The 23735-nt window shown below is 39.6% G+C and carries 17 protein-coding genes; 9 read left to right on the top strand and 8 right to left on the bottom strand.

The window, feature by feature from the left end:
* Positions 1 to 25: 25 nt before the first annotated feature.
* Genes hpaE through RB151_RS04010 form a run of 3 tightly spaced genes read right to left on the bottom strand, consistent with a single transcriptional unit; the run spans position 26 to position 2900 of the window.
* Entirely contained in the window at positions 26 to 1492 is a 1467-nt protein-coding gene (hpaE, locus tag RB151_RS04000) for a 5-carboxymethyl-2-hydroxymuconate semialdehyde dehydrogenase (RefSeq protein WP_042846849.1), read from the bottom strand.
* Entirely contained in the window at positions 1492 to 2271 is a 780-nt protein-coding gene (locus RB151_RS04005; RefSeq protein WP_042846848.1) for a fumarylacetoacetate hydrolase family protein, read from the bottom strand. The genes hpaE and RB151_RS04005 overlap by 1 nt, the downstream gene beginning before the upstream one ends.
* A complete protein-coding gene (locus RB151_RS04010; protein WP_042846847.1) occupies positions 2271 to 2900 on the bottom strand; it encodes a fumarylacetoacetate hydrolase family protein in 630 nt (209 codons plus the stop codon). Before RB151_RS04010 ends, RB151_RS04005 begins: the two co-directional genes overlap by 1 nt.
* 428 nt (positions 2901 to 3328) lie before the next feature.
* Between RB151_RS04010 and hpaR the strand changes: the two genes are divergently transcribed.
* The 4 genes from hpaR to RB151_RS04030 all read left to right on the top strand — a co-directional run bounded on the left by hpaR (position 3329) and on the right by RB151_RS04030 (position 12151).
* On the top strand, positions 3329 to 3784 hold the full coding sequence (hpaR, locus tag RB151_RS04015) for a homoprotocatechuate degradation operon regulator HpaR (RefSeq protein WP_042846846.1): 456 nt from the start codon (positions 3329 to 3331) through the stop codon (positions 3782 to 3784).
* Positions 3785 to 4457: 673 nt separating this feature from the next.
* A complete protein-coding gene (locus tag RB151_RS04020; RefSeq protein WP_081363930.1) occupies positions 4458 to 6218 on the top strand; it encodes a ShlB/FhaC/HecB family hemolysin secretion/activation protein in 1761 nt (586 codons plus the stop codon).
* A gap of 24 nt (positions 6219 to 6242) precedes the next feature.
* Positions 6243 to 11537, top strand: a complete 5295-nt coding sequence (locus RB151_RS04025) for a DUF637 domain-containing protein (protein WP_225832842.1) — start codon at positions 6243 to 6245, stop codon at positions 11535 to 11537.
* An 11-nt stretch (positions 11538 to 11548) separates the two neighbouring features.
* On the top strand, positions 11549 to 12151 hold the full coding sequence (locus RB151_RS04030) for a hypothetical protein (RefSeq protein WP_042846845.1): 603 nt from the start codon (positions 11549 to 11551) through the stop codon (positions 12149 to 12151).
* A gap of 98 nt (positions 12152 to 12249) precedes the next feature.
* Here RB151_RS04030 and RB151_RS04035 read toward each other — a convergent pair whose 3' ends face one another.
* The 4 genes from RB151_RS04035 to RB151_RS04050 all read right to left on the bottom strand — a co-directional run bounded on the left by RB151_RS04035 (position 12250) and on the right by RB151_RS04050 (position 15998).
* Positions 12250 to 14256 (bottom strand): BCCT family transporter, encoded by a 2007-nt coding sequence (locus RB151_RS04035; RefSeq protein WP_042846844.1) that lies wholly within the window; start codon positions 14254 to 14256, stop codon positions 12250 to 12252.
* A gap of 420 nt (positions 14257 to 14676) precedes the next feature.
* Positions 14677 to 14943 (bottom strand): DksA/TraR family C4-type zinc finger protein, encoded by a 267-nt coding sequence (locus RB151_RS04040; protein WP_042846843.1) that lies wholly within the window; start codon positions 14941 to 14943, stop codon positions 14677 to 14679.
* 71 nt (positions 14944 to 15014) lie between these two features.
* Complete coding sequence (locus RB151_RS04045) at positions 15015 to 15458, bottom strand: GNAT family N-acetyltransferase (protein ID WP_071547730.1); 444 nt, start codon at positions 15456 to 15458, stop codon at positions 15015 to 15017.
* Positions 15459 to 15674: 216 nt separating this feature from the next.
* A complete protein-coding gene (locus RB151_RS04050; protein WP_042846841.1) occupies positions 15675 to 15998 on the bottom strand; it encodes a hypothetical protein in 324 nt (107 codons plus the stop codon).
* A gap of 308 nt (positions 15999 to 16306) precedes the next feature.
* Between RB151_RS04050 and RB151_RS04055 the strand changes: the two genes are divergently transcribed.
* Positions 16307 to 16993 carry a DUF421 domain-containing protein gene (locus tag RB151_RS04055; RefSeq protein WP_042846840.1) on the top strand — a complete coding sequence of 229 codons (687 nt, stop codon included), beginning with the start codon at positions 16307 to 16309 and terminating at the stop codon, positions 16991 to 16993.
* A 44-nt stretch (positions 16994 to 17037) separates the two neighbouring features.
* Here the strand turns inward: RB151_RS04055 and cptA are convergent, their stop codons facing one another.
* The gene (gene cptA, locus RB151_RS04060; RefSeq protein WP_042846839.1) at positions 17038 to 18747 is read right to left on the bottom strand and encodes a phosphoethanolamine transferase CptA; all 1710 of its coding nucleotides are present in this window, start codon (positions 18745 to 18747) and stop codon (positions 17038 to 17040) included.
* Positions 18748 to 19076: 329 nt separating this feature from the next.
* On the opposite strand from cptA, the gene RB151_RS04065 reads away from it, so the two are divergent.
* From RB151_RS04065 to RB151_RS04080, 4 genes are all read left to right on the top strand, one after another.
* Positions 19077 to 20255, top strand: coding sequence for an ion channel (locus RB151_RS04065; protein WP_042846838.1), 1179 nt, complete (start codon positions 19077 to 19079; stop codon positions 20253 to 20255).
* Between the two features lie 29 nt (positions 20256 to 20284).
* Entirely contained in the window at positions 20285 to 20917 is a 633-nt protein-coding gene (ccmA, locus tag RB151_RS04070; protein WP_042846837.1) for a cytochrome c biogenesis heme-transporting ATPase CcmA, read from the top strand.
* On the top strand, positions 20902 to 21567 hold the full coding sequence (ccmB, locus tag RB151_RS04075; protein WP_042846836.1) for a heme exporter protein CcmB: 666 nt from the start codon (positions 20902 to 20904) through the stop codon (positions 21565 to 21567). Before ccmA ends, ccmB begins: the two co-directional genes overlap by 16 nt.
* A gap of 453 nt (positions 21568 to 22020) precedes the next feature.
* Positions 22021 to 23730, top strand: coding sequence for a ShlB/FhaC/HecB family hemolysin secretion/activation protein (locus tag RB151_RS04080; protein ID WP_042846835.1), 1710 nt, complete (start codon positions 22021 to 22023; stop codon positions 23728 to 23730).
* The last annotated feature ends 5 nt before the right edge of the window (positions 23731 to 23735 follow it).

Below are 23735 nucleotides of genomic sequence, written 5' to 3' on the forward strand. Positions count from 1 at the left end.
TGCTACTGAATAATTTTGCTTTTTATTACACACCCCAGCGAGGGATGTTATGGTCTCCGTAGGAGATACAGACGTTCTTCATTTCCGCGAAGACTTCGAAGCTATACTCGCCACCTTCACGGCCAACACCGGATGCTTTAACACCACCAAATGGCTGACGTAGGTCACGTACGTTTTGGGTATTAACAAACACCATACCGGCTTCGATATTACGAGATAAACGTAAGATTTTGCTCACATCTTGTGTCCAAATATAGGAAGCTAAACCGTATTCGATATCATTTGCCATGCGTAAACCGTCTTCTTCTGACTTAAACGGAATTAAGCAAGCAACTGGACCAAAAATTTCTTCCTGTGCGACACGCATGCTGTTATCAACATCGGCCAGAACAGTTGGGCGTAAGAAGTTACCGTTTCTTAGGTGTGCAGGTAAGTCAGTTGGTTTATCTGGGCCACCAGCTAATAGGGTTGCACCTTCTTCCATACCTAAGCGAATGTAACCAGATACTTTGTTCCAATGTTGTTCGCTGATTAATGCACCGACTTGTGTTTTTGGATCGTTCGGGTCGCCGACGATGAGGCGGTTTGCACGTTCAGCAAAGCGTTTTACAAACTCAGGGTAAATGCTTTCTTGAATGAAGATCCGAGAACCTGCGGTACAACGTTCGCCATTTATTGAGAAAATAGTGAACAGTGCGGCATCTAATGCGCGTTCAATGTCTGCATCTTCAAAAATCAGAACCGGGGATTTTCCGCCTAATTCCATTGAGTATTTTTTCAAGCCTGCATTTTGCATGATGGTGCGGCCAGTGGCGGTACCCCCTGTGAAGGAAACCGCGCGTACATCATGGTGTTTAACTAACGCGTCACCGGCAGTACTACCGTAACCTTGAACCACGTTAAGAACACCCGCAGGGATACCTGCTTCAAGTGCCAGCTCCCCAAGGCGGTTAGCGGACAATGGTGATAATTCAGACATTTTCAACACAGCGGTATTACCCAGCGCTAAACAAGGGGCTGTTTTCCATGTTGCCGTCATAAATGGGACGTTCCATGGGGAAATCAGTGCGCAAACACCAACAGGTTGAACTAAGGTATAGTTCATCATTTTGTCGTCAACTGGGTAGGTACGACCATTCATTTGCTGGCAAATTTCGGCAAAGAATTCAAAGTTATGTGAGGCACGAGGGATCAACACATTTTTAGTTTGATGAATAGGTAAACCAGTATCTTGGGTTTCCATTTCCGCTATTTGAGGGACGTTTTCATCAATGAGTTCACCAAGGCGACGCATTAAGCGAGCGCGCTCTTTCATCGGGGTATTGGCCCATTTAGGAAAGGCATCTTTTGCAGCAGCAACGGCTTGGTTGATTTCATCTTGCCCACCAGCCGCGACTTCAGCCAATACTTCGCCAGTTGCTGGGTTGGTGGTTTGAAAATAGTCTTTGCTAGCAACGTTTTTTCCGTTGATCCAATGGTTAATCTTAGTCATTACACTCGTTCCTCATATTCTTTTTCGCTGATAATGGTATTGACTAGTCTGCCAACACCTTCAACTTCAACAATGACTTCGTCGCCCGGTACCACATCAGACAGCCCTTTTGGTGTCCCTGTGGCAATCATGTCCCCCGGTTGCAGTGTCATAAAGTCACTGAGGTAAGCAATTAAAAATGGAATATCGAAAATTAGGTCAGCAGTTGTCCCTTTTTGGCGAAGTTCACCATTAACATAGGTATATAAAGCTAGGTTATGAGGGTCTTTAACTGCGCTTTTATCGACAATCCAAGGACCAATTGGTGTTAAGGTATCGCGGCTTTTAACACGTAAATTTGGACGATAATAGTTTTCAAGATAGTCGCGGATCGCATAGTCATTACACACGGTGTAACCTGCGACATAATCCATCGCGTCTTCTTTCGATACTTTATGGGCAGCTTTACCAATTACGACCACTAATTCAGACTCATAATGCATATATTCAACATTATCTGGACGGACTGAGACTTGGCGGTGGCCCGTTAAGCTATTTTCAGCTTTAATAAAAATTAGCGGCTCTTCAGGTGGCTTAAACTCTAATTCTGTTGCGTGATCCGCATAATTCAAGCCTAGGGCAAATAAAGTCCCTTGTGCAGGAGGTAACCACACGATATCGGAAGAATCACCAGCAATAACATCCCCGTTTGGTAAGGTTATTTCTTCGTTGTCGCCAACAGTGACGGAATATTCAGTGCCTTTAAACAGAACTTTTGCGCGTTTAGTGATAGTAGACATTATTTTCCTCCTGCTGCCACAACGGTGTTTTTCAGGCTAGGGAAGCCTTCTGCTAGGATGACCACTTCGTCACCCGGTTTGATAGTGACACGTTGTTGTGGCGTGCCTATTAGGATCACGTCCCCTTGTTTTAGGGTGGCAAAGTCGCTTAGTGCTGCCACTAACTCGCTAGCATCGCGGATCAGATCTTTTGTTGACCAACGATCCACTTCCTTACCATTTACTTGAGTGATGATATCGACAGGAGCATTTAGCGAAGTTGTCGCCATTTCACCTATTGGGCAAAAGGTGTCGCGACACTTAGCTTTAATGGCAGGACGATAGAAGGTGTCTTCTGGCAAGCTCACTTCGTTTGCTAGTGCAAACCCTGCAATAAACTGATGTGCATCGGTTTTACTCACTTTACGTGCTTCTTTACCAATGACTAGCGCTAGCGTTGCACCACTTTGAACTTCTTCTCCAATAGGATGGATGATTGGCTCACCTGAGTTAATACGCGTATTACGCGGCTTAATAAACCACACTGGTGTTTTAGGTGGGGTTTTATAAGGGGCTTGCTGGAATGCCTCTAGCCAGTGATTAAGCTGGCTTTGGTGGTTGAGGGCAACGGCAAAAACAGTGCCTTTCATTGACAACTCCTTATGAAAAGAATTTAACTTTCGAGTAATTATTAATATATTAATAAAGTATAATTTTAAAATTAGCAATAGGTTTATGGAAATGTTAATTTTAATTGTGATCGTATTAACATAATCAGATAGCAATGATGCAACCCATTGTTATTGTATGGTTTATTATTTTTGCTATTTTTTATGGTTTACAAATATTTAACTTGTATGTTGTTTTTTAAATTATTTACTCATTAATATTTTAGGGTTTTTCTTTGAGATTGTTATTTGACCGTGCTACTCTTGGTAATAAGTAAATTGGTCGTGTAAAAGTCAGTATAGACAGTGTGCGATTGAACAAAATAACGTCCAATACAGCAAAATGGTAGTCACCGTGAAGCACCTAAATTGGATTAAATAACTTTAATTGAGTGGTGAGTTTTAAGCTTATGCATGAATCATTGACAATTGCATTGTTGCAGGCAAGGGAAACCGCAATGGGGTTCTTTCGGCCAATATTGAAGTCGTATAATTTGACTGAACAGCAATGGCGTATCATTCGGGTTTTAGCTGATAAACGTTCAATTGATTTTCATGAATTATCAGTCCAAACCTGTATTCTTCGTCCAAGTTTAACGGGGATCTTAACCCGTATGGAACGTGAGGGCTTAATTTTCCGCTTAAAACCGTTGAATGACCAACGTAAATTGTATGTCTCTTTGACGCCCGCAGGGCAAGAGTTATATGACAAAGCGCGCCAAGAAGTGGAAGAGGGTTATCAAAAAATAGAGCAGGCCTTTTCTCAGGAAAAAATGCAACGTTTAACCGAGCTATTAGATGAGCTAATTGCATTAGAGAGCCCAGATTATAGTAATATTTCTGCTGATAAGAGAAAGAGCGCCTAAATTTTCGTCATATTTCGAGCTCTAGCTGTGTTGGCTTCTTTCGGCTATTTGGGTCACATACTAATGTATGCTCCCCAAACTATCCTCAATCGCCGCCTTGCTAGAGTTCGAACTATTTAGAAAATTAATTTGTACTCGTTATATTTCGAGCTCTAGCTGTGTTGGCTTCTTTCGGCTATTTGGGTCACATACTGATATATTCTCCCTAAACTATTCTCAATTGCCACCTTGCTAGAGTTCGAACTATTTAGAAAATTAATTTGTACTCGTTATATTTTGAGCTCTAGCTGTGTTGGCTTCTTTCGGCTATTTGGGTCACATACTAATGTATGCTCCCCAAACTATCCTCAATTGTCCCCTTCCTGCAATTTGAATTATTTAGATACTTAAATGATTCACTTTCCCTGTAGATTCACTGAAGTCGAACTTCACTGATACTTATTAGATAGGTAGTCAATTCCTCACTGTCATGTTCTTTTTTGCAATTGTGAAATTACCTCGATGGCTCTACTTACTAGTGCCAAACTCATCAGTAAAATCACTATCAATAAAATCAATCGATTGATTGTCAGCATATAACAATAATTTTTACCGTTAATGAAGAATTAATCGAAGCAATAAAATAAAAAAATACAAAAAAACGCATTAAAAATAAAAATATTAAATTTTATTCATGGTGGATATTTTTTATCTAAAAACAGTTAATGAGAATGAGTTACATTACGGTAACTTTACTATTTATAACGAAAATTTAGATAACATGACAAATCATCAAATTATGCGGCGTTTATTATACTTATCGTTATTCATCATTTCGCCTTATGGCTACACAGAAAATCAATTGCTATCCTCTGCACAGGAAAGCATTCAATTTGAACAGAAACAACGATTGGAATCGGAGTTAACCCAACGTAGTCTATTAGAAAAACAAAGTACAATCCCTATTGAGGATGCATCGCTTCCCCCTAATAAAAATAAAATATGTTTCCCTATCAATGGGATCCAATTTGTCGGCTCAACACGCCTTAGCAGCACAATACAAACCCAATTAACCTCACCTTACTTAAAACGTTGCCTCACGCTAGGTGAAATATATAAGCTTGCCAAGCATGTGACTAATTACTATATAGAACAGGGTTTTATTACTTCTCAAGCCATCATTCCAGAGCAAGATTTATCCTCACATCAATTGCTATTACAAGTTATTGAAGGGCATATTGAAACTATTGAGATTGAAAATTCCCCTGAGCGCTTAGTTCAGCAAATATTTCCTCATCAACAAGGCAAAATATTAAATCTACGGGATATTGAACAGGGACTGGAGCAACTCAACCGATTACCATCTATCAAATACACCATCGATATTCAGCCAGGAACCCAAAATGGCTACTCTCGGATTATTATTCATCAGCAAGGGAATAAATGGCCTATCACTAGCCAACTGAGCCTCGATAACTCAGGTATGAAGGCAACGGGAAAACAGTTGATTACGGGGAGTTTAACGGTAGATTCCCCTTTAGGGTTTGGTGAACAGTGGTCAGCCTCGGCCAATACAGATCTGGATGGAAGTGCATTCCACTATAATCGTTATATCGTTGCTAATCTGAATGTTCCTTATGGCTACTGGTCTTATCGTTATCAATTTTATCGTAATAATACGTTACAGCCATTTTATACATCGGGTCAGCAATACCGTTATGAAGGAAAAAATACTAATCAACAATTTGATATAAACCGCTTAGTTTATCGCGATGGCAAACAGCGCCTAACCCTGCAAGGCAGTTTAAAACATAAAAACGCCAATACTCAGTTAGCTTCCCAAACCCTGAGTATCAGTAGCCCAACCTTAACCTCACTCTCATTTACTCCGCAGTACAGCACCATGCTCGGGCAAGGTTATTTCACGTTTAACCCTGTCGCTGAATGGGGGGTATCCGCCTTTGGTGCCTCACCTGATACTCTTGCGAAAGACTCGCCGCGCAGCCATTACCGAAAATTCACTCTAAGCAGCAGCTACCAGTATTATTTTTCCAATGGTATGACTTATTTAACCTCATTTTACGGTCAATATTCACCTGATAACTTATACGGCATTGAACGCATAAGTATTGGGGGTCAGTACTCTGTTCGTGGCTACCATGAGCAGTCTTTAAGTGGTAACCGAGGCGGGTATTGGCGCAATGAAATTCATAAAGATATCTCGACGACTAGCATTGGGCACTTTCGTGTAATCAGCGCCTTAGATTATGGTTTTATCGCCTCAGATAAATACCACGTTGAACATAACACCTTAGCGGGGGGAGCCGTTGGCCTCTCTTTTACCGGTAATAGCCTGTTTTATTCTCAGTTTCTACTTAGTAAACCTTTGCATTATCCCTCACAACTTAAACCAGACCATTGGTCGACCTACTGGTCGGTTTCATTCTCTCTGTAGCTTTACGTTTTTAAAGGATTATTTATGCTAAATGAACAACTGCCTTCACGGCCTAAGCGGTTATTAAGTTACACCATTATTTTCTTAACCGCTGTCTACCCTTTGCATCCCGCTTGGGGAGCCGCTATGACTGCGGCAGATAAAAACACCCAAGTCAGTCAACAAAAGAATGTCCCGATTATTAATATTGCTACGCCGAATGGGGCGGGGGTATCGCATAATAAATTCCAACAATTTAGTGTCGATAAACAAGGCGCGGTACTCAATAACGCCACCACTAATGTGAATTCCCAAATCGCAGGGCAGGTTAAAGCCAATGCGAATTTAAAGGGAAACGCCGCCAATCTGATTATCAACGAAGTCACTGGCAGTAGCCGCTCTGAATTACAAGGTAAGTTGGAAGTGGTTGGTAAAGGGGCGAATGTCGTCATTGCCAACCCGAATGGGATTACCTGTAATGGTTGTAGTTTTGTGAATACCCCTGCGATCACTTTGACCACGGGGAAACCCATTCTTGATAACAAGGGCGCATTGTCTGCGGTTGAGGTGAAAAAAGGTAGTGTGGTTATCGGGGCAAATGGCATGAATGCGCAAGCGCAAACCTATGCCGATATTATTAGCCGTGCCACAGAACTGAATGGGCAAATTAAAGCCAAAAACCTGACCTTGATGCAAGGTACTAACCGTATTGATTTTCAAAAAGGCACCGTGACACCGATTGCCGGTGAAGGGGCAAAACCGAGTGTCTCAATCGATACTAAGGCGCTAGGGGGGATGTATGTTAACCAAGTTAAATTGGTCAGCACGGAGGCAGGGGTGGGGGTTAACCTCAGCAATGTGCAAACTAATCAAAATGACCTAACGTTAACTGTCGATGGCAAAATTACCCTTGCAGGCAATATCCAAGGTAAAAAAGACATTAATGTCAGCACCAAAAATCTGCAAATTAACACCAACGCTAAAGTGAATGCCATCAAGGACATCACATTAGCCACCAACACCCTCACCAATAATGGGAAAGTTATCGCAGGTAAGGATATACGTGTCTTTGCTGACAAAGTCAGTAATACGGGTAATAACGCACTGATTCAGGCACAAGATAATCTGTGGATGCAAAAAAATGCCAAAGGGGATTTGAGTACCCTGATTGAGAATAAGTCAGGGACAATAAAGACCAATGCGGGGGATTTGGTGGTTCGGACCAAAAAACTGACAAATACGGCGAATGCATCTCCCATAAAAACTTCTAATATCAATGCAACAACTAACTATAGTGAAGATTTTGTCTCATCTTACTTTGGAAAAAGGCAAGGTGTTGTATCGATTATTTCACTTTATCCTCGATTAGAGAACTTCTCCTATAAAAAATGGTTCGGGAAAATTGATTTAATCAACAGTGACAGTATTAATGTTGAGCGAAAACAGTATTTGGGTCTAGGAAACATTGGGACTATAACATCAGGAAAGAATACCTATATTAACGCAAATAATTTAGTTAGTGATTTTGGAAAAATTGCTTCAAAAAACAATGTGATATTGACTGGGCAAAATGCATCAATATCCTCTTTTGATTCAGGAAAATTAGATCTTTGGTATAAATACGATACATCTAATGCAGATTTAGGAAAATTTGCAGATGAAAGTGAGGATAATGGAACTTATGATATTTTTTATGTTAGTGAGCCAGTAGATTTTAAATTAATCGATAAATTTTATTCTTGGGCGCCTGAAACTTTAAACTATAAAACGATATCAGCTGGAAATAATGTTGTCCTTGATTTTAAAAATACTATTAATCTTGAAAGTAAACTTCCTAATACTGATAAGCCCGTTGCAAAAATAGTACAAATAGGGAATCCTTCTTTTGCTATTACTGCCAAAAATATTATCTTAAATTCTAATAATATAAATATTTCCTCTAACTTACAGTCTGAAAATGATCTGTCTATTATCGCAGGTCAAAACATCAATATTCATAATGCACAGCTCGCTGCAAAACAATCACAAAGCCTAATTGCGAATAATGACCTTAATCTTAAACAAGTCAACTTAACCGCTAAAGACGGTACCTTAATTGCGAGAAATGGCAGTATTCAGTATAACTTGAATCCTATCTCTGCTTTTAAGGGGAATGTGTTATCGCCCCCGGTCCTTAACGCATCGAACTCATTAAATATACAAGCCGGTAAAAACGTTACATTTGATAATGTGCAGTTAGCCAAAACGAATAAACTCTCTATCAGTGCCAATGACAATATTATTATTCGTCGCGATGAATCCAATTTAATGAAACTCGCAGCTTCAGAGCCTGCTGCCAATATCAATGCGTTACTCACAAAAATAGGAAACTGGGCTAGTTCGGGGGAAATAAACCTCACCGCAGGTAAAAATATTGAAGCGCGTGGCATTGCCTTCAACAGTGGAAAATCACTGTCATTCAATGCAGGACAAGATATTTTATTAGGCTCAAAATCTATTAAAGATGTTGATAATATATTTAAAACCAATCGCTACCCAGAGCTGCGCTCTCAACTTATTGCGAATGGTAATATTACGTTAAATGCGGCACGTGATATTAACTTGCAATCCGCCAATCTCCAATCAAAAGATAAAATTACTGCAATTTCAGGCCGTGATATTAAATTAACGGCTACCGCTTATTCCGCCATTCCCAACCCCAACGAAGACAATCAAGATGTACGTTATGTGACCTCGACACTCTCCGGTGATAAAGGCGTCACACTGGCCTCCAATGGTGCATTGACCGCACAAGGTAGCACAATTAAATCCCTAGGTGACATCACACTCTCAAGTGGGGGAAATGTACGCTTAGAGTCTGTCAAAACGAATTATCGAAAACAATCAGGTAAACGATTTGAAGAGTTATATCGCCAGATAGGCACTGAAATTAACAGCGGTAAAACCCTGACCATTTTGTCTGAGGGGAGCATTCTTTTCCAAGCGTCTCGCCTCGTCGCCAAAGGGGCAATGGATATTGCAGCAAAAGGCGGATATCTCTATGCGCAAGCGATGGAGGAAACTAGTTACTTCGAAGAGTATAAAAAGAAATGTAATCGATGGACGCTTTGTATTACTAAAAAGGAAGTTAGAAAAACACGTAGTGATAAAACCAATAAAGTCACTGAATTTACCGCAGGCGGCGATATTAATTTGTACGCCAAAGATGATGTGACGTTAGAAGCCACTAAAATTAATGCGGGCAAGAATGCCAAAATCACCAGCCAAACAGGCAAGGTCAATTTTAAAGCTGTCAAAAATTCGCAATTTGAACAGGTAATTACAAATTCTAAAGGGTTTTATATCACTCAACGCAACAAAGGGTATACCTCAGATAAATGGGTTTTACCTGCATTGCATATTGGTGGAAAACTGACTGTTGATGCGAATAAAGGGATTACTGCGGATGTTAAAACCAAAAATAATCAAAGCTTACAAAATGCCCTGAATGCTCTAGGTCAAACAGAAGGCACCAAATGGTTAGCGGGTCTAAAAGACCGCAAGGATGTGCAATGGGGATTGGTTCAAGATGCGTATGACAGTTGGGATTATAAAAGCCAAAGCTTAAATCCAGTGGCGTCAGCGTTAATCATGATAACCGTTGCGGCGATGACGTCAGGTACGGCATCACAGTTTGCAGCTTGGGCAGCGTCTGGATCTAGCGGAACTACTGCAACAGTCATTTCCGGCGCAGCCTACTCAGGCATGACAGCACTTTCCACACAAGCCGCAGTCGCATTGGCTGAAAACCAAGGGAATCTATCCAAAACTCTGAATTCATTGGGCAAAAGCGATGTCGTCAAATCAATCATCACCCAGATGGTGATTTCAGGAGCGCTCAATGGCCTAGATATAAAAATGGGGTGGACTAAAGGTAATCCAGCAGATGCTAAATTACCGCTATTAAGCAATGGAGATTGGGGTAAAGTTGCCCAGCGTGTTGCAGCTCAATCGGTAATTAGCTCAACAGTGAATACCACAATACAAGGTGGCAGTTTTACTGATAACTTTAAGACTGCCTTACTCAGTAATATTGGAAATCAGATTAATGCTGAGGGTGCTCGACTTATTGGCGACAATGGGGAGATTCTAGGCCATACAGGAAAACTATTAAGTCACTCTGTTGTTTCGGGTGTAAGTGCTGAAATTGCTGGTGGAGATGCGAAAGGTGCAGTTGTTGGTGCACTAGCAGCAGAGTTGGCTGCAATAACATTAAACAGTAAATTGTTTGAGCCAAAATATATCAATGAGCAAGAAAGACAACTCGCATTACTACAAGATGCTATTAAGGGGAATGATGCCAAAACTCAATTCACTAAAGTATTAGGTGGATTTGCAGGGGCATTAATTACCCATAAGCCAGAAGGGGCTTTTTCTGCCGCTAATTCTGCTGAGCTGGTTTATACGTACAATTATACAGAGCATCAACTACAGCAAATAATTATAGAGAACAATCTGGATATGATGGCAGCAGCTAAAGGAGATAAAGCTGCCGCACAAAGAGTTGCTGCGCGCCAAGAAGCGGCAATATTTGTTGGTTTTGTTGCAGCAGGTGGATATGTCGCAGTTATTGGCGGTGAAATTGTTTTAGCAGCATCTCCTGAAATATTAGCTGCAGCGAAATTAGGGGTGCAGGGATGCAAAGCAGGGCTAGTGCTCTGCATCAATAAACTAGCCATTAGTTCAGCTGAAGTTATTGCTCCAGAATCCGCTATTTCTAGCGGGGCAGCTTTAGGAGCGGGTTATAAATTATTAGCAAGCTCAGAGGATACGGCAAAAGCACTCGCAAATACCGCCATGAACAGCTCAAAGCATATGCTAATAGCTGGAAAACAAGATGCGAGTAAACTAAAGTCTCTTCTAGACGCTGAGAAATTACGTGTTGAGGCTAATAAAAAAGTTATTGAGGAAATTAATAAATTTTCATCTAAAAACAAAGCTAGAGATACAGCAACCATGGTTGCTGCATATGATATAAAAAGTGGCACTATCATTGTCAAAGGTAGCGTAGGTAATAAAATTGAGGCCGATATGCTTCATAAAGATACAATAATTCTTCTCAAGAAAAAGTTGGGGGGAGCTGATGTTGGGACTAAAACTATTTATTGTAATAATATTGTTGGGGGATGTGGAGAGGTATTAGCTGCTGACCAGCTAATACGACAAGGAGTTAAACCAACAGATATAAGGATTTCACAAGCATATAGACCTAGAGATGCTCATGGATTTGATATATCAGAAGTTCCGCCAGAAGCGCTTGTATCTACTTGTAAAAATTGCATCAAAGTATTTTTAGAATAATAAGGATATCTATGGAATTACAGTTAGATAATAATTGGTCACCTGATTTTGCTTGTAATTATAGTTGGGTCGCCGGAGATAAAAATGGATTGCTATCCTTGATGTTAAGTAATGGTTATGGTTGGCTACCTACAATTTTACTTAACTCATCTATTAGCAAAAATGATGTTAACCTTTTATGTGAATATATAGATGGAGACTCAACAGAATATATTAACGAAATAAATTTGAGAGGTAGTTATACAATCGATTTATATTCAAGCTACTCTTATGAATCATACCGAGATAAGGATGAATTAATAAAAAGTTTTAATTCTAGACTTGAAAATAATAAAAATTGTATTGCTTCACTAGCTACCAAAATGGGAATGTTTTGTTATGAAGCTTTAGAGTTACCTTCAGAAGGTGATAACTACCCAATAGGATATGATGGAAAAACAAAAATGGGGGATTATTATCGTTTTATTGTTCCGACAGTATTTTTAACAATAGATGATATTCCAATCCCTCTTCGAAACTATATCGTTGTCTCTGATACCATTGATTTCACTGTAGACCAGTTATTCGATAACGACAAAATTAGTGAATATTTTCCTCGTATGTACCATGATTAAAGTTAGGAAAGTATTATAAATAACCGCCATCTTTACGTAAAGATGGCGGTTACTGCGGTATAAACTTTAGTCTCTAATGACTAAGTTCTTTTTTAATGCTACTTACCCAATAAGTGTAAGAAATGAATATGTTTTTCATATTGGTCAAGAATATCGTGAATGATTTGTTCTTTAGCCCAACCCATCACATCATAATCTTGCCCACCTTCTTTTAGGTGGATTTCAGCACGGTAGTAACGTTGTTCTTCATTTTTCTCTTCATCAATTTCATCCCCCATACCTGCTAAGGCAAAAGACGGTTGAATATAGTAACGAAGGCGAACTTCATATAAAAAGTTCATATCATTACCTAAATCCACTTCAAACCCGATCCGGTCATCTCTGTCGGTGTGGATATGGCAAACCGTCCCTTGCTTCTCGAGTTCCTCTGATACCATTTCCATTGAAGGTTTCACGGATTCCTCGATAAAACGCTTAACATGTGAACGCTTAGGGAAATAAACGATATTACGTAAGCGACGCTGCCACGGTATAGGATTACGGCTTGCTGTAGGAGCGATCGTTGCGAGCTGTTGGCTATCGCGTTTGTAGGCATCGACACGCAATGCTTTAAACAAACCATAAATAGAGACTAACAAGACCATAGCAAATGGTAATGCACTCGCAATCGTCAGCGTTTGCAAGGCTTGTAAACCACCAGCGAGTAGCATAGTGATAGCAACAATACCCATCAGGGCTGCCCAGAAGATACGCTGCCAAATAGGGGTATTTGAATCACCACCTGAGGCAAGGGTATCAACAACCATTGCACCTGAGTCCGCCGAAGTCACAAAGAACACAATGACCATCAGCATGGCGCAAAATGACAATACAGTAGAAAAAGGAAAGTAAGTTAAAAATTCAAATAAGGCGAGAGAAACATCAGATTGTACGGTTTCCGCTAACTTAGTAGCTCCCTGATTTTTAATTAAATCAATCGCAGTATTACCAAAGAACGTCATCCACATTAAAGTGAAACCGGCAGGAACAAACAGTACTCCAGTAACAAACTCACGGATAGTACGCCCACGAGAAATACGAGCGATAAACATCCCTACAAATGGAGACCATGATAACCACCAACCCCAATACAAGAGAGTCCATCCCCCTAACCAACTACTTGATTTGGGTTCATAAGCGTAAAGATTAAAGGTTTTAGTGACGATCTCTGATAGGTAGCCACCTGTGTTCTCAACAAACGATTTCAACAGTAATACTGTTGGCCCTAAAATAAGAACAAGGAGCAACAATAGGAAGGCTAAACCAAGGTTGAGTTCAGATAAAATACGGATACCTTTATCTAACCCTGAGACCACCGAGATAGTCGCTAAGCCTGTAAAAGCAATAATTAACCCAACTTGCACCATTTCATTAACGGGCAGACCAAATAAGTGGTTCATCCCCGCATTGACTTGTAAAACACCAAAACCGAGCGATGTGGCGACACCAAATACGGTACCGACAACCGCAAAAACATCGACAGCGTGACCAATTGGACCATAAATACGCTCGCCAATAATAGGATAAAGAGCGGAGCGTAAAGTAAGAGGAAGCCCATGGCGATAGCTAAAAAAGGCTAAAATTAATGCAACTATGGCGTAAATCGCCCAAGCGTGTAACCCCCAATGGAAAAAGGTTAATCGCATGGCATCTTTAGCGGCTTCAACGGTTTGGGGATCACCAATAGGTGGGTTCAGATAATGCATTACTGGTTCAGCAACACCAAAGAACATCAAACCAATACCCATACCAGCGGAAAATAGCATGGCAAACCATGAAACATAGCTAAAATTTGGCTGTGCGTGATCCGGTCCTAATTTTATTTGCCCATAACGAGAGAGTCCCAGATAAGTCACACTCAATAGAACAATCGCAACAGCAAGGATATAGAACCAGCTGGCGTTATTAAATAAATTTTGTTGAAGATGACTTAGATGAGATTCTGCAACTTGGGGCATTAAGGCAGCAAAGCCAACAATGACCAAAATAACAATTGCGGAGCTATAAAATACTGGGGGACTAATTTTGGAGCGAACTTTTTTAGAATCATCATTTATTTGACTCATAACAACCTTCTTTTGTTTTATTTTATTTTTGGCATACCAATAAGAGACAAAGTATGCAACCTGCTGTCCTTCTTAATGAAACAATGGATAATTGTGAAAGGTTTCCTAAGGAAACAAAGTAGAAAGAACAATAAATACATCGTGTTAATAGCAGTAAAAACGGCTAAAAGTAGTGATTAATTTTGAGCCTTGAACCCTCTTTAGTGTAAAAAATCAGGCGGACATACTGCCACGATATGGATAAATGATCAACAACAGCGGGAAATAAAATAAGGATGTAATAAAAATATCATGTTAATTATCATATTATTAATAAGTTATAATGTAATATTTACATTCTTTATGGAGAAGTTAATCGAAATAGATAAAACAAGCGGTTTTTTACGTAAAAACGATAAGTTAGCAGTGAGATTAACAGAATTATCGTAGCTGGCTGTCTTTACTTCCACGGCGGTTATAGCCGCTATACGCAGCGTTTTTTTTATCCAATTCATTTTGGCAGCTGATACACAACCTGACCCCTGGTAAGGCTAAACGACGGGCTTCAGGAATGGTTTCGCCGCACTCTTCACAAATCTCAGCACTTTCACCTGAATGTAACTGGCTACGAGCTTTGGTGATTGCGTCATCTAATGTTGCATCAATTTGTTCTTGAACGGCATTTTCATTTGCCCAGCCATTCGCCATAAGAAACCTCGGTTTGTTTAATTATTGACCTAATATTAATATAGAGGCGAGAAAATTAAATTCAAGGTCAATTATTGTTCTAGAGAGCGAGTCATATAGATGTGGTCCACTCCGTCTTCATCGTACATTTCCCCCTCTGTTTGGTACTTTAAAGAGTGATAAAACTCGATGGCAGTATGTTGTGCAGAAAGGCCTATTTTTTTGAAATGATGTTGTTGTGCGTAATGCTCAACAAATTTCATGAGTTCGCGGCCTAGCCCTTTTCCTCTATGCTGTTTTTGTACCGCAACACGGCCCACTTTGACTAACCCGGTCTCTTCAAACAGAATGCAACGTAACACTGCTGCTGGGTGTTGATTAAGGTACAAAACGACATGCAAGGCAGTATCATCATATTCATCAACATCGATGTCAGCAGGGAAGCCTTGTTCGTGGGTAAAGACTTGTTGGCGTAGGTCAAATGCATCTTCCACGAGTTTGGGGCTTGCATGTCCAAGGCTATATTTAATTTGCATGAAAAATCCTGATATCGACGTTATAAAAGAAACCCCACTATATAACGAGATAACCATTAAGTAAGGAAGGTTTTAGTACTTTTATTGTTACGAAAAATAAAAAATGGGAAATGCAGGCATTTAAGCCTGCATTTAAGGTTGCAGATAAGGTGAGAGTATAGGCGTTTGACTTATTGATTAATCAAAGCTTATTCCTATTTTTAGCGTTACTAAAACTTATTTCTCATCTGTTTTAGCATCGTTTTCGGCTTTGAGTGACTCCGTTTTCTCTTTCACATCGGTGGCCATTTCATCCGCTTTATTGATAGCATCTGTTTTGACTTCTTGGCCAAACTCAGCCGTGTTTTGCTTTAATTCCTCGGTCTTATTTTTTACATCTTCAGAGAGTTCATTTGCTTTTTGCTGACCATCTTCTTTTAGCTGTTGTGCTTTTTCTTCAGCTTGCTTAACCGTATCATTCCCTTTGGATGCGTCATCACAGCCTGCTATGGCCGTCATAATGCCAGCAAAAAATAGTGAGGCGATAACTTTCGTATTCATAAACATATCCTTAGTATTAAAGGGGTGATTGAAATCATGCAAATGCATTAATCATAATGCTCATATTTAAATATAGTTGAAAGTAAAATTGTTATAAAAAAAATTAATGATTTTTTGAAAGGTTAATATAAATTAGGGTAGATAAAGAGACTTGATGGCCGACTTGGTTGAAAGGCAAATAAAATATTTTAATGGTTAAGTCGGTCATGTAGACATATAAGTAAGCAAACCAGCTAAAATGATGAATAGCTGTCGGTTTACAAACGATAAAAATATATTTTTAATTGAGATAATAGAGGGATAGCAATATGACGTACTATTATTCGTTTATCATTTTGAAGTTTATTATTGGTTTCGCTATTGTTATCACACATATGAATTTATCAGGAAAGACTCAGCTTTCCCAGATGACACCAATTGATTTTATTGGCAATTTTGTGCTTGGGGGAATAATTGGTGGGGTCATTTACAGTGATACTATCCCTCTTTATCAGTATATTACTATTTTAATAATTGGTGTTTTATTTATTAGCTCTTTGAATTTTCTAACAAAAAAGTTTAATTTTTTTCGTAATGTTGCAATTGGTAATCCCATACCAATCATCAAAAAAGGGCAGTTCATTATGGAAAATATCTTAAAAAAAGGAAATAAAATCGACATTATTAATATTTCTTCACGGATACACGCCCAAGGTATTCACTCATTTCAAGAAATTTATTATGCACAAATAGAGCCTGATGGGCAGCTAACGGTTATTTGTGATGAAAAAAATATGCCTTCGGTGATCTTGATGAAAGATGGCATCGTTAGAAATAGCGAGTTAGATTCTATTGAAAGGGATGAAGAATGGCTAATGCAGCAAATTGAATTACAAGGAATTGCTTCTGTCGATGATATTTTCTTAGCTGAATTTTGGCGCGGAGAAGTTAGTTTTATTTTACGAGATGGTAAGATAAACCGTAAAAATAGCCATGAATTAAAAATTATTGCATAAAGCAAGTAAGTAGATGAAGCAAACCTCATCTACTTACCCTCATATTATTTCTTCAAATCATCATAAAGCATCAGTGATGATTTATTTTCAGGGTCGCCTATATAACGGGGTTGCGGTTTAAACTCATTGTTAAATAAGCTTTTTTGAGATTCAAACCCAGTATAATTTAACCCAGCTAAGTCAGACCATGCATAGATAAAATCCATAGTACTAAATGGGCGAGTTGTTTTATCATTTAAATCAAATTGATGGGTATTCAACCACTCAGGGGACTGCCAAACAAGGAAAGGAACATTGTAAATGACTTTACTTGGTTTGCCTTCACTACGCCCTAGCATTTTGTGTGGCGGTGTATCGTAGACATCTTCACCGTGGTCGGAGAAAAAGACTAAAAAGCCATTTTCTTTTGAAGAATCAAAGTCTTTAATTAATGTTGAAACAACATAATCATTATAATGTTGTGCATTATCATAAGCGTTATAATCGTTTACTTCATCTTCATTAAGGTTTTTGGGGACAACATCGTCTTTCCCTTTAAATATGGCTTTTTCTTCCGGATAGCGGAATTCATAGCGCATATGCGTCCCTAATAGGTGTACAACAATGAATTTTTTCTCAGCAGGGTCAGCGAGCGCTTCTTTAAACGGAGCAAAGACCACGTCATCGTATATACGCGAGCTTTGTGCCATATCATTATTGAGGTAATACTGTTTATCCGTTTGGCGAGAGAACGCTGTAAGTAACGTATTACGCTCGGTCATCGTTTGCTGATTGGTGATCCAGAACGTTTTAAAACCTGCTTGTTTCATCATGTTCATGATGGAAGGGCGGGAATTAAATAGCTCCGGTTCTGTTTGAGTTGCAAAGGTGAGAATTTGTTGTAATGCTTCAATGGTGTAAGGACGCGATGTCACGACATCATTAAATACTGACAAATTTGTTGGGTAATCCCTAGCGAGCTCATCTAATTCAGGCGTTGTTGGGCGTGTGTAGCCGTATAAACTCATTCTATCACGGCTGGTGGATTCACCGATAACCAACACAAATGTCCGAGGAGTGTTACCATTCGCATCGACGAAGTTTTCTAATGGTGGGATCTTGCTATTATCGCGAATGAGCTCTTCCATATTCGCAAGTTGGTTCTTATATAATAAGTAACCACTCACAAACTGCCATGGAGCTGCGTATGCCAGTTTACTATTCACATAAGAGGCGACATTGGCTATTGGGCGGTCTTGCTTAATTCCTTTATTATAATAAGGGATACCAAACAGAATAATTAAAATCAGTAATGAGATACCGATTCGCCCTGATTTTGGAAGTGTAACTGGTTTTAGGCGTGTCCAAAGAAAAATAGCAACGACAGTATAAGCCAGTATTACACCAACCACTTTGAAACTAAAATATTGTTTAAGAAACTCCCCAGCTTCATTGGTGTTGGTTTCAAACATCACAAACATAACACTTTGTGATATTTGGTGCCCATAAACAACAAAATAGGCGAGAGCAACCACAGAAGATAGCCACAGGACGATACCTATCAGCCCTGCAACCAGCTTAATTTTTTTTGGAAAAAGTAAGGCGGGGATTAGCCAAAGGGAGCTGTAAAGTAATGAGTCCCTTAAGCCGATAGAGTTGCTTTGCCCAGTAACAAGCACATATAGCTGTAATAATGACGAAAAATACCAAAAGTAGATTAATAACCAGAACAAAGAGATCCAGCTAAATCTTGCAGAGCGTGTAGTGTTAACCATAGTTTTGTAAACTCTTGTTTTCTATTATCGTTAAGTCACATTGAAAAATAATTGGGAAATCGGTGTTTAGATAAAAAGGTGTAAATTAAGTTCAAAAATATGTTATCTATCAATAAGGATTTCTTAATTTTTCTTTGTTTTTTTCATGTTAGCAAATAGCCAAATAAGGTGACATTCAATTATAGACGATGTTTTATAGGTTATTATAGAAATACTATGATGACGGATAATTATGTGTTATCGCATTTAGCGAATTGATATTATCCTTTGATATATTTATGGTATATCAAAAATTTGCAAATTTTATCAATAAAGGGTGAGAGCAACTCATGTTAGACAACTCATTTGTGGCTTTTCTGAAATCATCCTTATCAATCAGGGTATTACTTTCTTTACTGATTATTATTGATGGTGCAATGATTTTAAAACCTGTTTTAAGCGCTTATACAGACTACATTGATTGGCGTGAATCAGGGCTAACACAGTGGTTAAAATCATTAGGCTTTATGAAATTACTGGATATCCCGCGTTTCCTATTGGGGATTTCATTGATTTTCCTTTCGTTATTTATGGTCAATGGTGCGCGGATCGCCTGGGTGTTTTCGTTGTTTTTACTCGGGATCATTTCATTTGTTGATCTAAAATTAGTGCAAGAAAATATTCACCAAGGCTATTTCTCCCTCGCTTTGTTAGTGGCACTTTGCGTATTTTGGAAGCTATATCATCACCATAGCTTAACCAGTGCAGGGTTCGTGGCCATTACCTGTATTATTGCATTATTGCTCTATTCAATTTTTGGTACTTTGTATATTGGTGATGAATTTTTACCTGTCGTTAAAGATGGCACGACCGCTTTTTATTTTGCTTTGGTTTGTATGACAACAGTCGGTTTCGGCGACATTGTCCCAGTCACCGTGGATGCACGGATATTTACAGTGACAGTCATTCTTTTAGGGATCACGATTTTTACCACTTCAGTGGTTTATATCGTTGGGGTATTAGCGAAAGGCACAAAAGAAATTGTGCGTAAGAGGTTTTCTTATATGAAAAATCATTATGTGGTGATTGGCAGTACCCCAATGGCTGTGAATGTTTACCAAAGCCTGAAAAAACGTGAATTACCTGTTGCAGTTATTTGCCAAGAAAACCATCGAAGTCACTATCCAGAAAAAGATAACATTGTAACTGGGGACCCAACGAGTAGTGAATTACTCGCTGCAGCCAATGTAAAGCATGCTAAGTGTGTGCTGATTATGACAGACAGTGATTCACTCAGTACATTTGCTTTATTGGGCGTGAAAGAGTTAGCAGGGAGTGATAACCCAGTTAAAACTGTGGTTTTGATCAACCAAGAAAACAATATGGATAAAGTTCGTTTATTGAAGCCGGATATGCTGTTTTCATTATCGACTCTAGGCTCTGAAGTTTTGATGCAAGTGCTTTGCGGTGACGCAATATCCAATGACTCGATTAGTGATATGCTGTTGAATAAAGTTGCAAAAAGCTAACCTTTAAATCAAAACAGGAATTCTGCTTCATGCTAAGTGCTCAACAGGTGAGTTGCCATCGGCAAAATAGAGTGTTATTTCACCAGCTAGATTTTACGGTGCAGCCCAGTGAAATTTTACAGGTCGAAGGGCCAAATGGGGCGGGGAAAACCACCCTTTTACGCATGGTGGCTGGGCTATTAAAACCTGATGAGGGGGCTATTTGTTGGAATAATCAGCCGATTGATAAACTTAAAGAGGAGTTTACCCGTCACCTACTTTATTTAGGGCATAAACCGGCAGTTAAATCCTTATTGACCCCTTACGAAAACCTAAAGTTTTATCATCAAATGCATCATAAAGGGGATGCTGGAGAGCAGATTTGGTCTGCTTTAGAGGAAGTTTCTTTAATTGGTTATGAAGATATCCCTGTTAGCCAACTGTCAGCAGGGCAACAGCGCCGAGTGAACTTAGCTAGGTTATGGCTAAGTGATGCACCATTATGGGTATTAGATGAGCCGTTTACTGCGATTGATGTAGCTGGTGTGGAACGCTTAACAGAGCGTTTTCATCAACATGCAAAACAGGGGGGCATCATTTTATTTACCTCTCATCAAGCCATGTCGGGGCAATTTGGGTCACTAAAACTGACTGGTGGGGTTGAATCATGTTTTGGTTATTAATTAATAGAGAACTCAAAATTGCATTTCGTGGTTTTTCTGAACTGATGAACCCGTTGTGGTTTTTCTTAATTGTTATCACATTATTTCCGCTAAGTATCGGGCCTGAGCCCCAGTTATTAGCGCGTATCTCCGTAGGGGTGTTTTGGGTGGCTGCAATTTTATCGTCACTCTTATCATTAGAACGCTTATTCAAAGACGACTATCTTGATGGTTCCCTTGAACAGTTGTTACTCGCACCACACCCCTTATTTATTAGCGTATTCGCTAAAGTTATCGCCCATTGGTTAGTGACTGGTCTGCCGTTGATCCTGTTATCTCCCATTGCCGCATTAATGCTGTCTTTCAGTGCTGATACACTTTTAGTGCTTGTGGGGACGTTACTATTAGGGACACCAGTGCTGAGTTTTATTGGGGCGATTGGGGCCGCATTAACGGTTTCATTGAAGAAGGGCGGTGTTTTAGTGAGCCTGCTAGTTCTTCCTTTATATATCCCAGTACTTATTTATGCGACAGGGACGATGGAAGCCCATAGTTTTAAAATGCCATTAGATGGCTATTTTGCTATTTTAGCGGCTTTATTCGCTGCGAGTATCACTTTTTCCCCTTTAGCGATTGCTGCGGCATTAAAAATCAATATCAGTAATAGCTAACTGGTTTATCTCATCTATATTCATCAAAAAGCCCTCTGAAACCTTCGTCTTTTTAGTTCGAGGGGAGAAAAGAGGGTTTTAAAAACTCGAATAAGTTTTTTCCTCCTTCCTGATAAAAAAGTGTAACAAACTATTTTAAATGTAATTAATTAGATTCTCTTTACCCTCTAATTGAGTGTACCTTGCAACTATTTGATTCTAATTTACTTAAATTTTCATTCTAAGTGCATTTACTTGGGGTTAACTAAGCCGAAAATTTATATTGAGTACAACTATCATGGATATTGTATTTGCTATCCATTTGATAAATTTATCTTTGTAAGAAAATTCTGTATTTACATTTTAATTAAATAATTAACATTAAATAATAAACATTAGGATTGTCATTTAAACAAAAAAATGTAAAGTTACGTATATTGACTTAACTTAAATGTAAATAATTAAAAAAAGCTAATGATTAATGTACGTACCTTACTACTCGGAACTCTTTTTTCTACCTTTTGTTTTCCTGTTTTAGCAAAAGAACAGTTATTGAAGCCGGATAACACCGATAACTTATTCAATCGCCAAACGCATCAACAACAAACTTTACAACAACAGTTTGATGCGAAATCCCCTGATGTAAATTTATCCGCGGCTATAGCAAAAACACGGTTAAAATTTCCGCAAGAGAATCCCTGTTTCTTAATTGAACGAGTTGCTGTCAGTGGGCAAGAGGCATTTCCCCATTGGGTGCCTATTGAAAGGCTAGCGAATCAGGCAGTGGGTCACTGTATTGGTATTGATGGCATTAATTTATTAGTGACAGATGTCCAAAATAGATTAATTAGCCATGGCTGGATCACCAGTCGCGTATTGGTTCCCGAACAAGATTTATCGACTGGCGTTCTCCAGTTGGTTGTGATGCCCGGAAAAGTGCAAAAAGTCATATTTACGGATGACTCATCACAATACAGTACGCTGTATACCGCGATGCCAGCGCATTCAGGTAATTTATTAGATTTGCGTGATATCGAGCAAGGTTTAGAAAATCTACAACGTTTACCTACTGTGCAAGCCTCAATGGAAATGGTGCCGGGGGATGGCCCAGGGGAAACCCAAATCGTAATTAATCGGCAGCAGTCACGCTATTGGCATGCAGGTGCGTGGGTGGACAATACAGGCTCAAAAAGTACCGGTAAAAACCAAGCAGGGGTGATGTTGGCACTGGATAACCCGACTTCGCTTAGTGACCTTTTCTACATTACGGCAACGCGGGATTTAAGTTTTTCCAGCGATAAAGATACTGCCAACTACAGCGCTCATTATTCGGTACCCTTTGGGTATTGGCAATTTGCCACTACCGCAAGTGATTATGAATACACCCAAACCATCGCTGGTGCAAACAGTGATATTGAATATCGCGGTAAAAGCAAAAGCCTGAACCTGCAACTGAGTAATGTGCTGTACCGTGATGCGACGGCTAAAACGACCGCCACCTATGATGTGAATTTGCGTGAAACCCGTAACTTTGTACAAAACACCGAAATTGAAAACCAAAAGCGCCGCACTACCGCATGGAAATTGGGCTTAAATCACCGCCAATATGTGGGGCAATCAACTATTAATTTAGGGGCAAGTTATCAACACGGTACGCGTTGGTTTGGTGCGATGCCTGCTTTTGAAGAGTTTCGCAGTAAAGACTCCCAAGATTATGCGACGGCACTGGCCATTATTATGCAGTTTTCAGCCTCAGCGAGCGTGCCTTTCAGCGTAGCTGACCAAACCTTGCGTTTTGATACGCAATATTTACGCCAACGGAGTGACCGGCCGCTGACCCCCCAAGACCAATTCAGTATTGGTAACCGTTGGACAGTCCGTGGGTTTGATGGCGAACGTACTCTCAGTGCGGATGAAGGCTGGACGCTACGTAACACCTTATCATGGGCATTACCTGTCCCCGCTCAAGAGCTATATGTGGGCGTCGATTACGGCAAAATTAGCGGGCGTGGAACTGACATTAATTTAGGTACACACCTTGCAGGCGGCGCGATTGGCCTACGTGGTGCAATCAACCCTGCCAACTTAAGCTATGACCTTTCAATTGGCACCCCATTCTCTAAACCCGATGGTTTTAAAACAGACCCTGCTACATTTGCGTTTTCGGTTAACTGGAATTATTAAGGACT

The sequence above is a fragment of the Providencia rettgeri genome (genome assembly GCF_001874625.1).
Lineage (GTDB): Bacteria > Pseudomonadota > Gammaproteobacteria > Enterobacterales > Enterobacteriaceae > Providencia > Providencia huashanensis.

Bases quoted from the DNA above. Each gene is read 5' to 3' on its own strand.
- RB151_RS04030 (WP_042846845.1), top strand. From the start codon at position 11,549: ATGGAATTACAGTTAGATAATAATTGGTCACCTGATTTTGCTTGTAAT.
- ccmA (WP_042846837.1), top strand. From the start codon at position 20,285: ATGCTAAGTGCTCAACAGGTGAGTTGCCATCGGCAAAATAGAGTGTTA.
- RB151_RS04010 (WP_042846847.1), bottom strand. From the start codon at position 2,900: ATGAAAGGCACTGTTTTTGCCGTTGCCCTCAACCACCAAAGCCAGCTT.
- RB151_RS04020 (WP_081363930.1), top strand. From the start codon at position 4,458: ATGGTGGATATTTTTTATCTAAAAACAGTTAATGAGAATGAGTTACAT.
- RB151_RS04035 (WP_042846844.1), bottom strand. From the start codon at position 14,256: ATGAGTCAAATAAATGATGATTCTAAAAAAGTTCGCTCCAAAATTAGT.
- hpaR (WP_042846846.1), top strand. From the start codon at position 3,329: ATGCATGAATCATTGACAATTGCATTGTTGCAGGCAAGGGAAACCGCA.
- RB151_RS04040 (WP_042846843.1), bottom strand. From the start codon at position 14,943: ATGGCGAATGGCTGGGCAAATGAAAATGCCGTTCAAGAACAAATTGAT.
- RB151_RS04025 (WP_225832842.1), top strand. From the start codon at position 6,243: ATGCTAAATGAACAACTGCCTTCACGGCCTAAGCGGTTATTAAGTTAC.
- RB151_RS04045 (WP_071547730.1), bottom strand. From the start codon at position 15,458: ATGCAAATTAAATATAGCCTTGGACATGCAAGCCCCAAACTCGTGGAA.
- RB151_RS04065 (WP_042846838.1), top strand. From the start codon at position 19,077: ATGTTAGACAACTCATTTGTGGCTTTTCTGAAATCATCCTTATCAATC.
- RB151_RS04005 (WP_042846848.1), bottom strand. From the start codon at position 2,271: ATGTCTACTATCACTAAACGCGCAAAAGTTCTGTTTAAAGGCACTGAA.
- RB151_RS04055 (WP_042846840.1), top strand. From the start codon at position 16,307: ATGACGTACTATTATTCGTTTATCATTTTGAAGTTTATTATTGGTTTC.
- hpaE (WP_042846849.1), bottom strand. From the start codon at position 1,492: ATGACTAAGATTAACCATTGGATCAACGGAAAAAACGTTGCTAGCAAA.
- ccmB (WP_042846836.1), top strand. From the start codon at position 20,902: ATGTTTTGGTTATTAATTAATAGAGAACTCAAAATTGCATTTCGTGGT.
- RB151_RS04080 (WP_042846835.1), top strand. From the start codon at position 22,021: ATGATTAATGTACGTACCTTACTACTCGGAACTCTTTTTTCTACCTTT.
- RB151_RS04050 (WP_042846841.1), bottom strand. From the start codon at position 15,998: ATGAATACGAAAGTTATCGCCTCACTATTTTTTGCTGGCATTATGACG.
- cptA (WP_042846839.1), bottom strand. From the start codon at position 18,747: ATGGTTAACACTACACGCTCTGCAAGATTTAGCTGGATCTCTTTGTTC.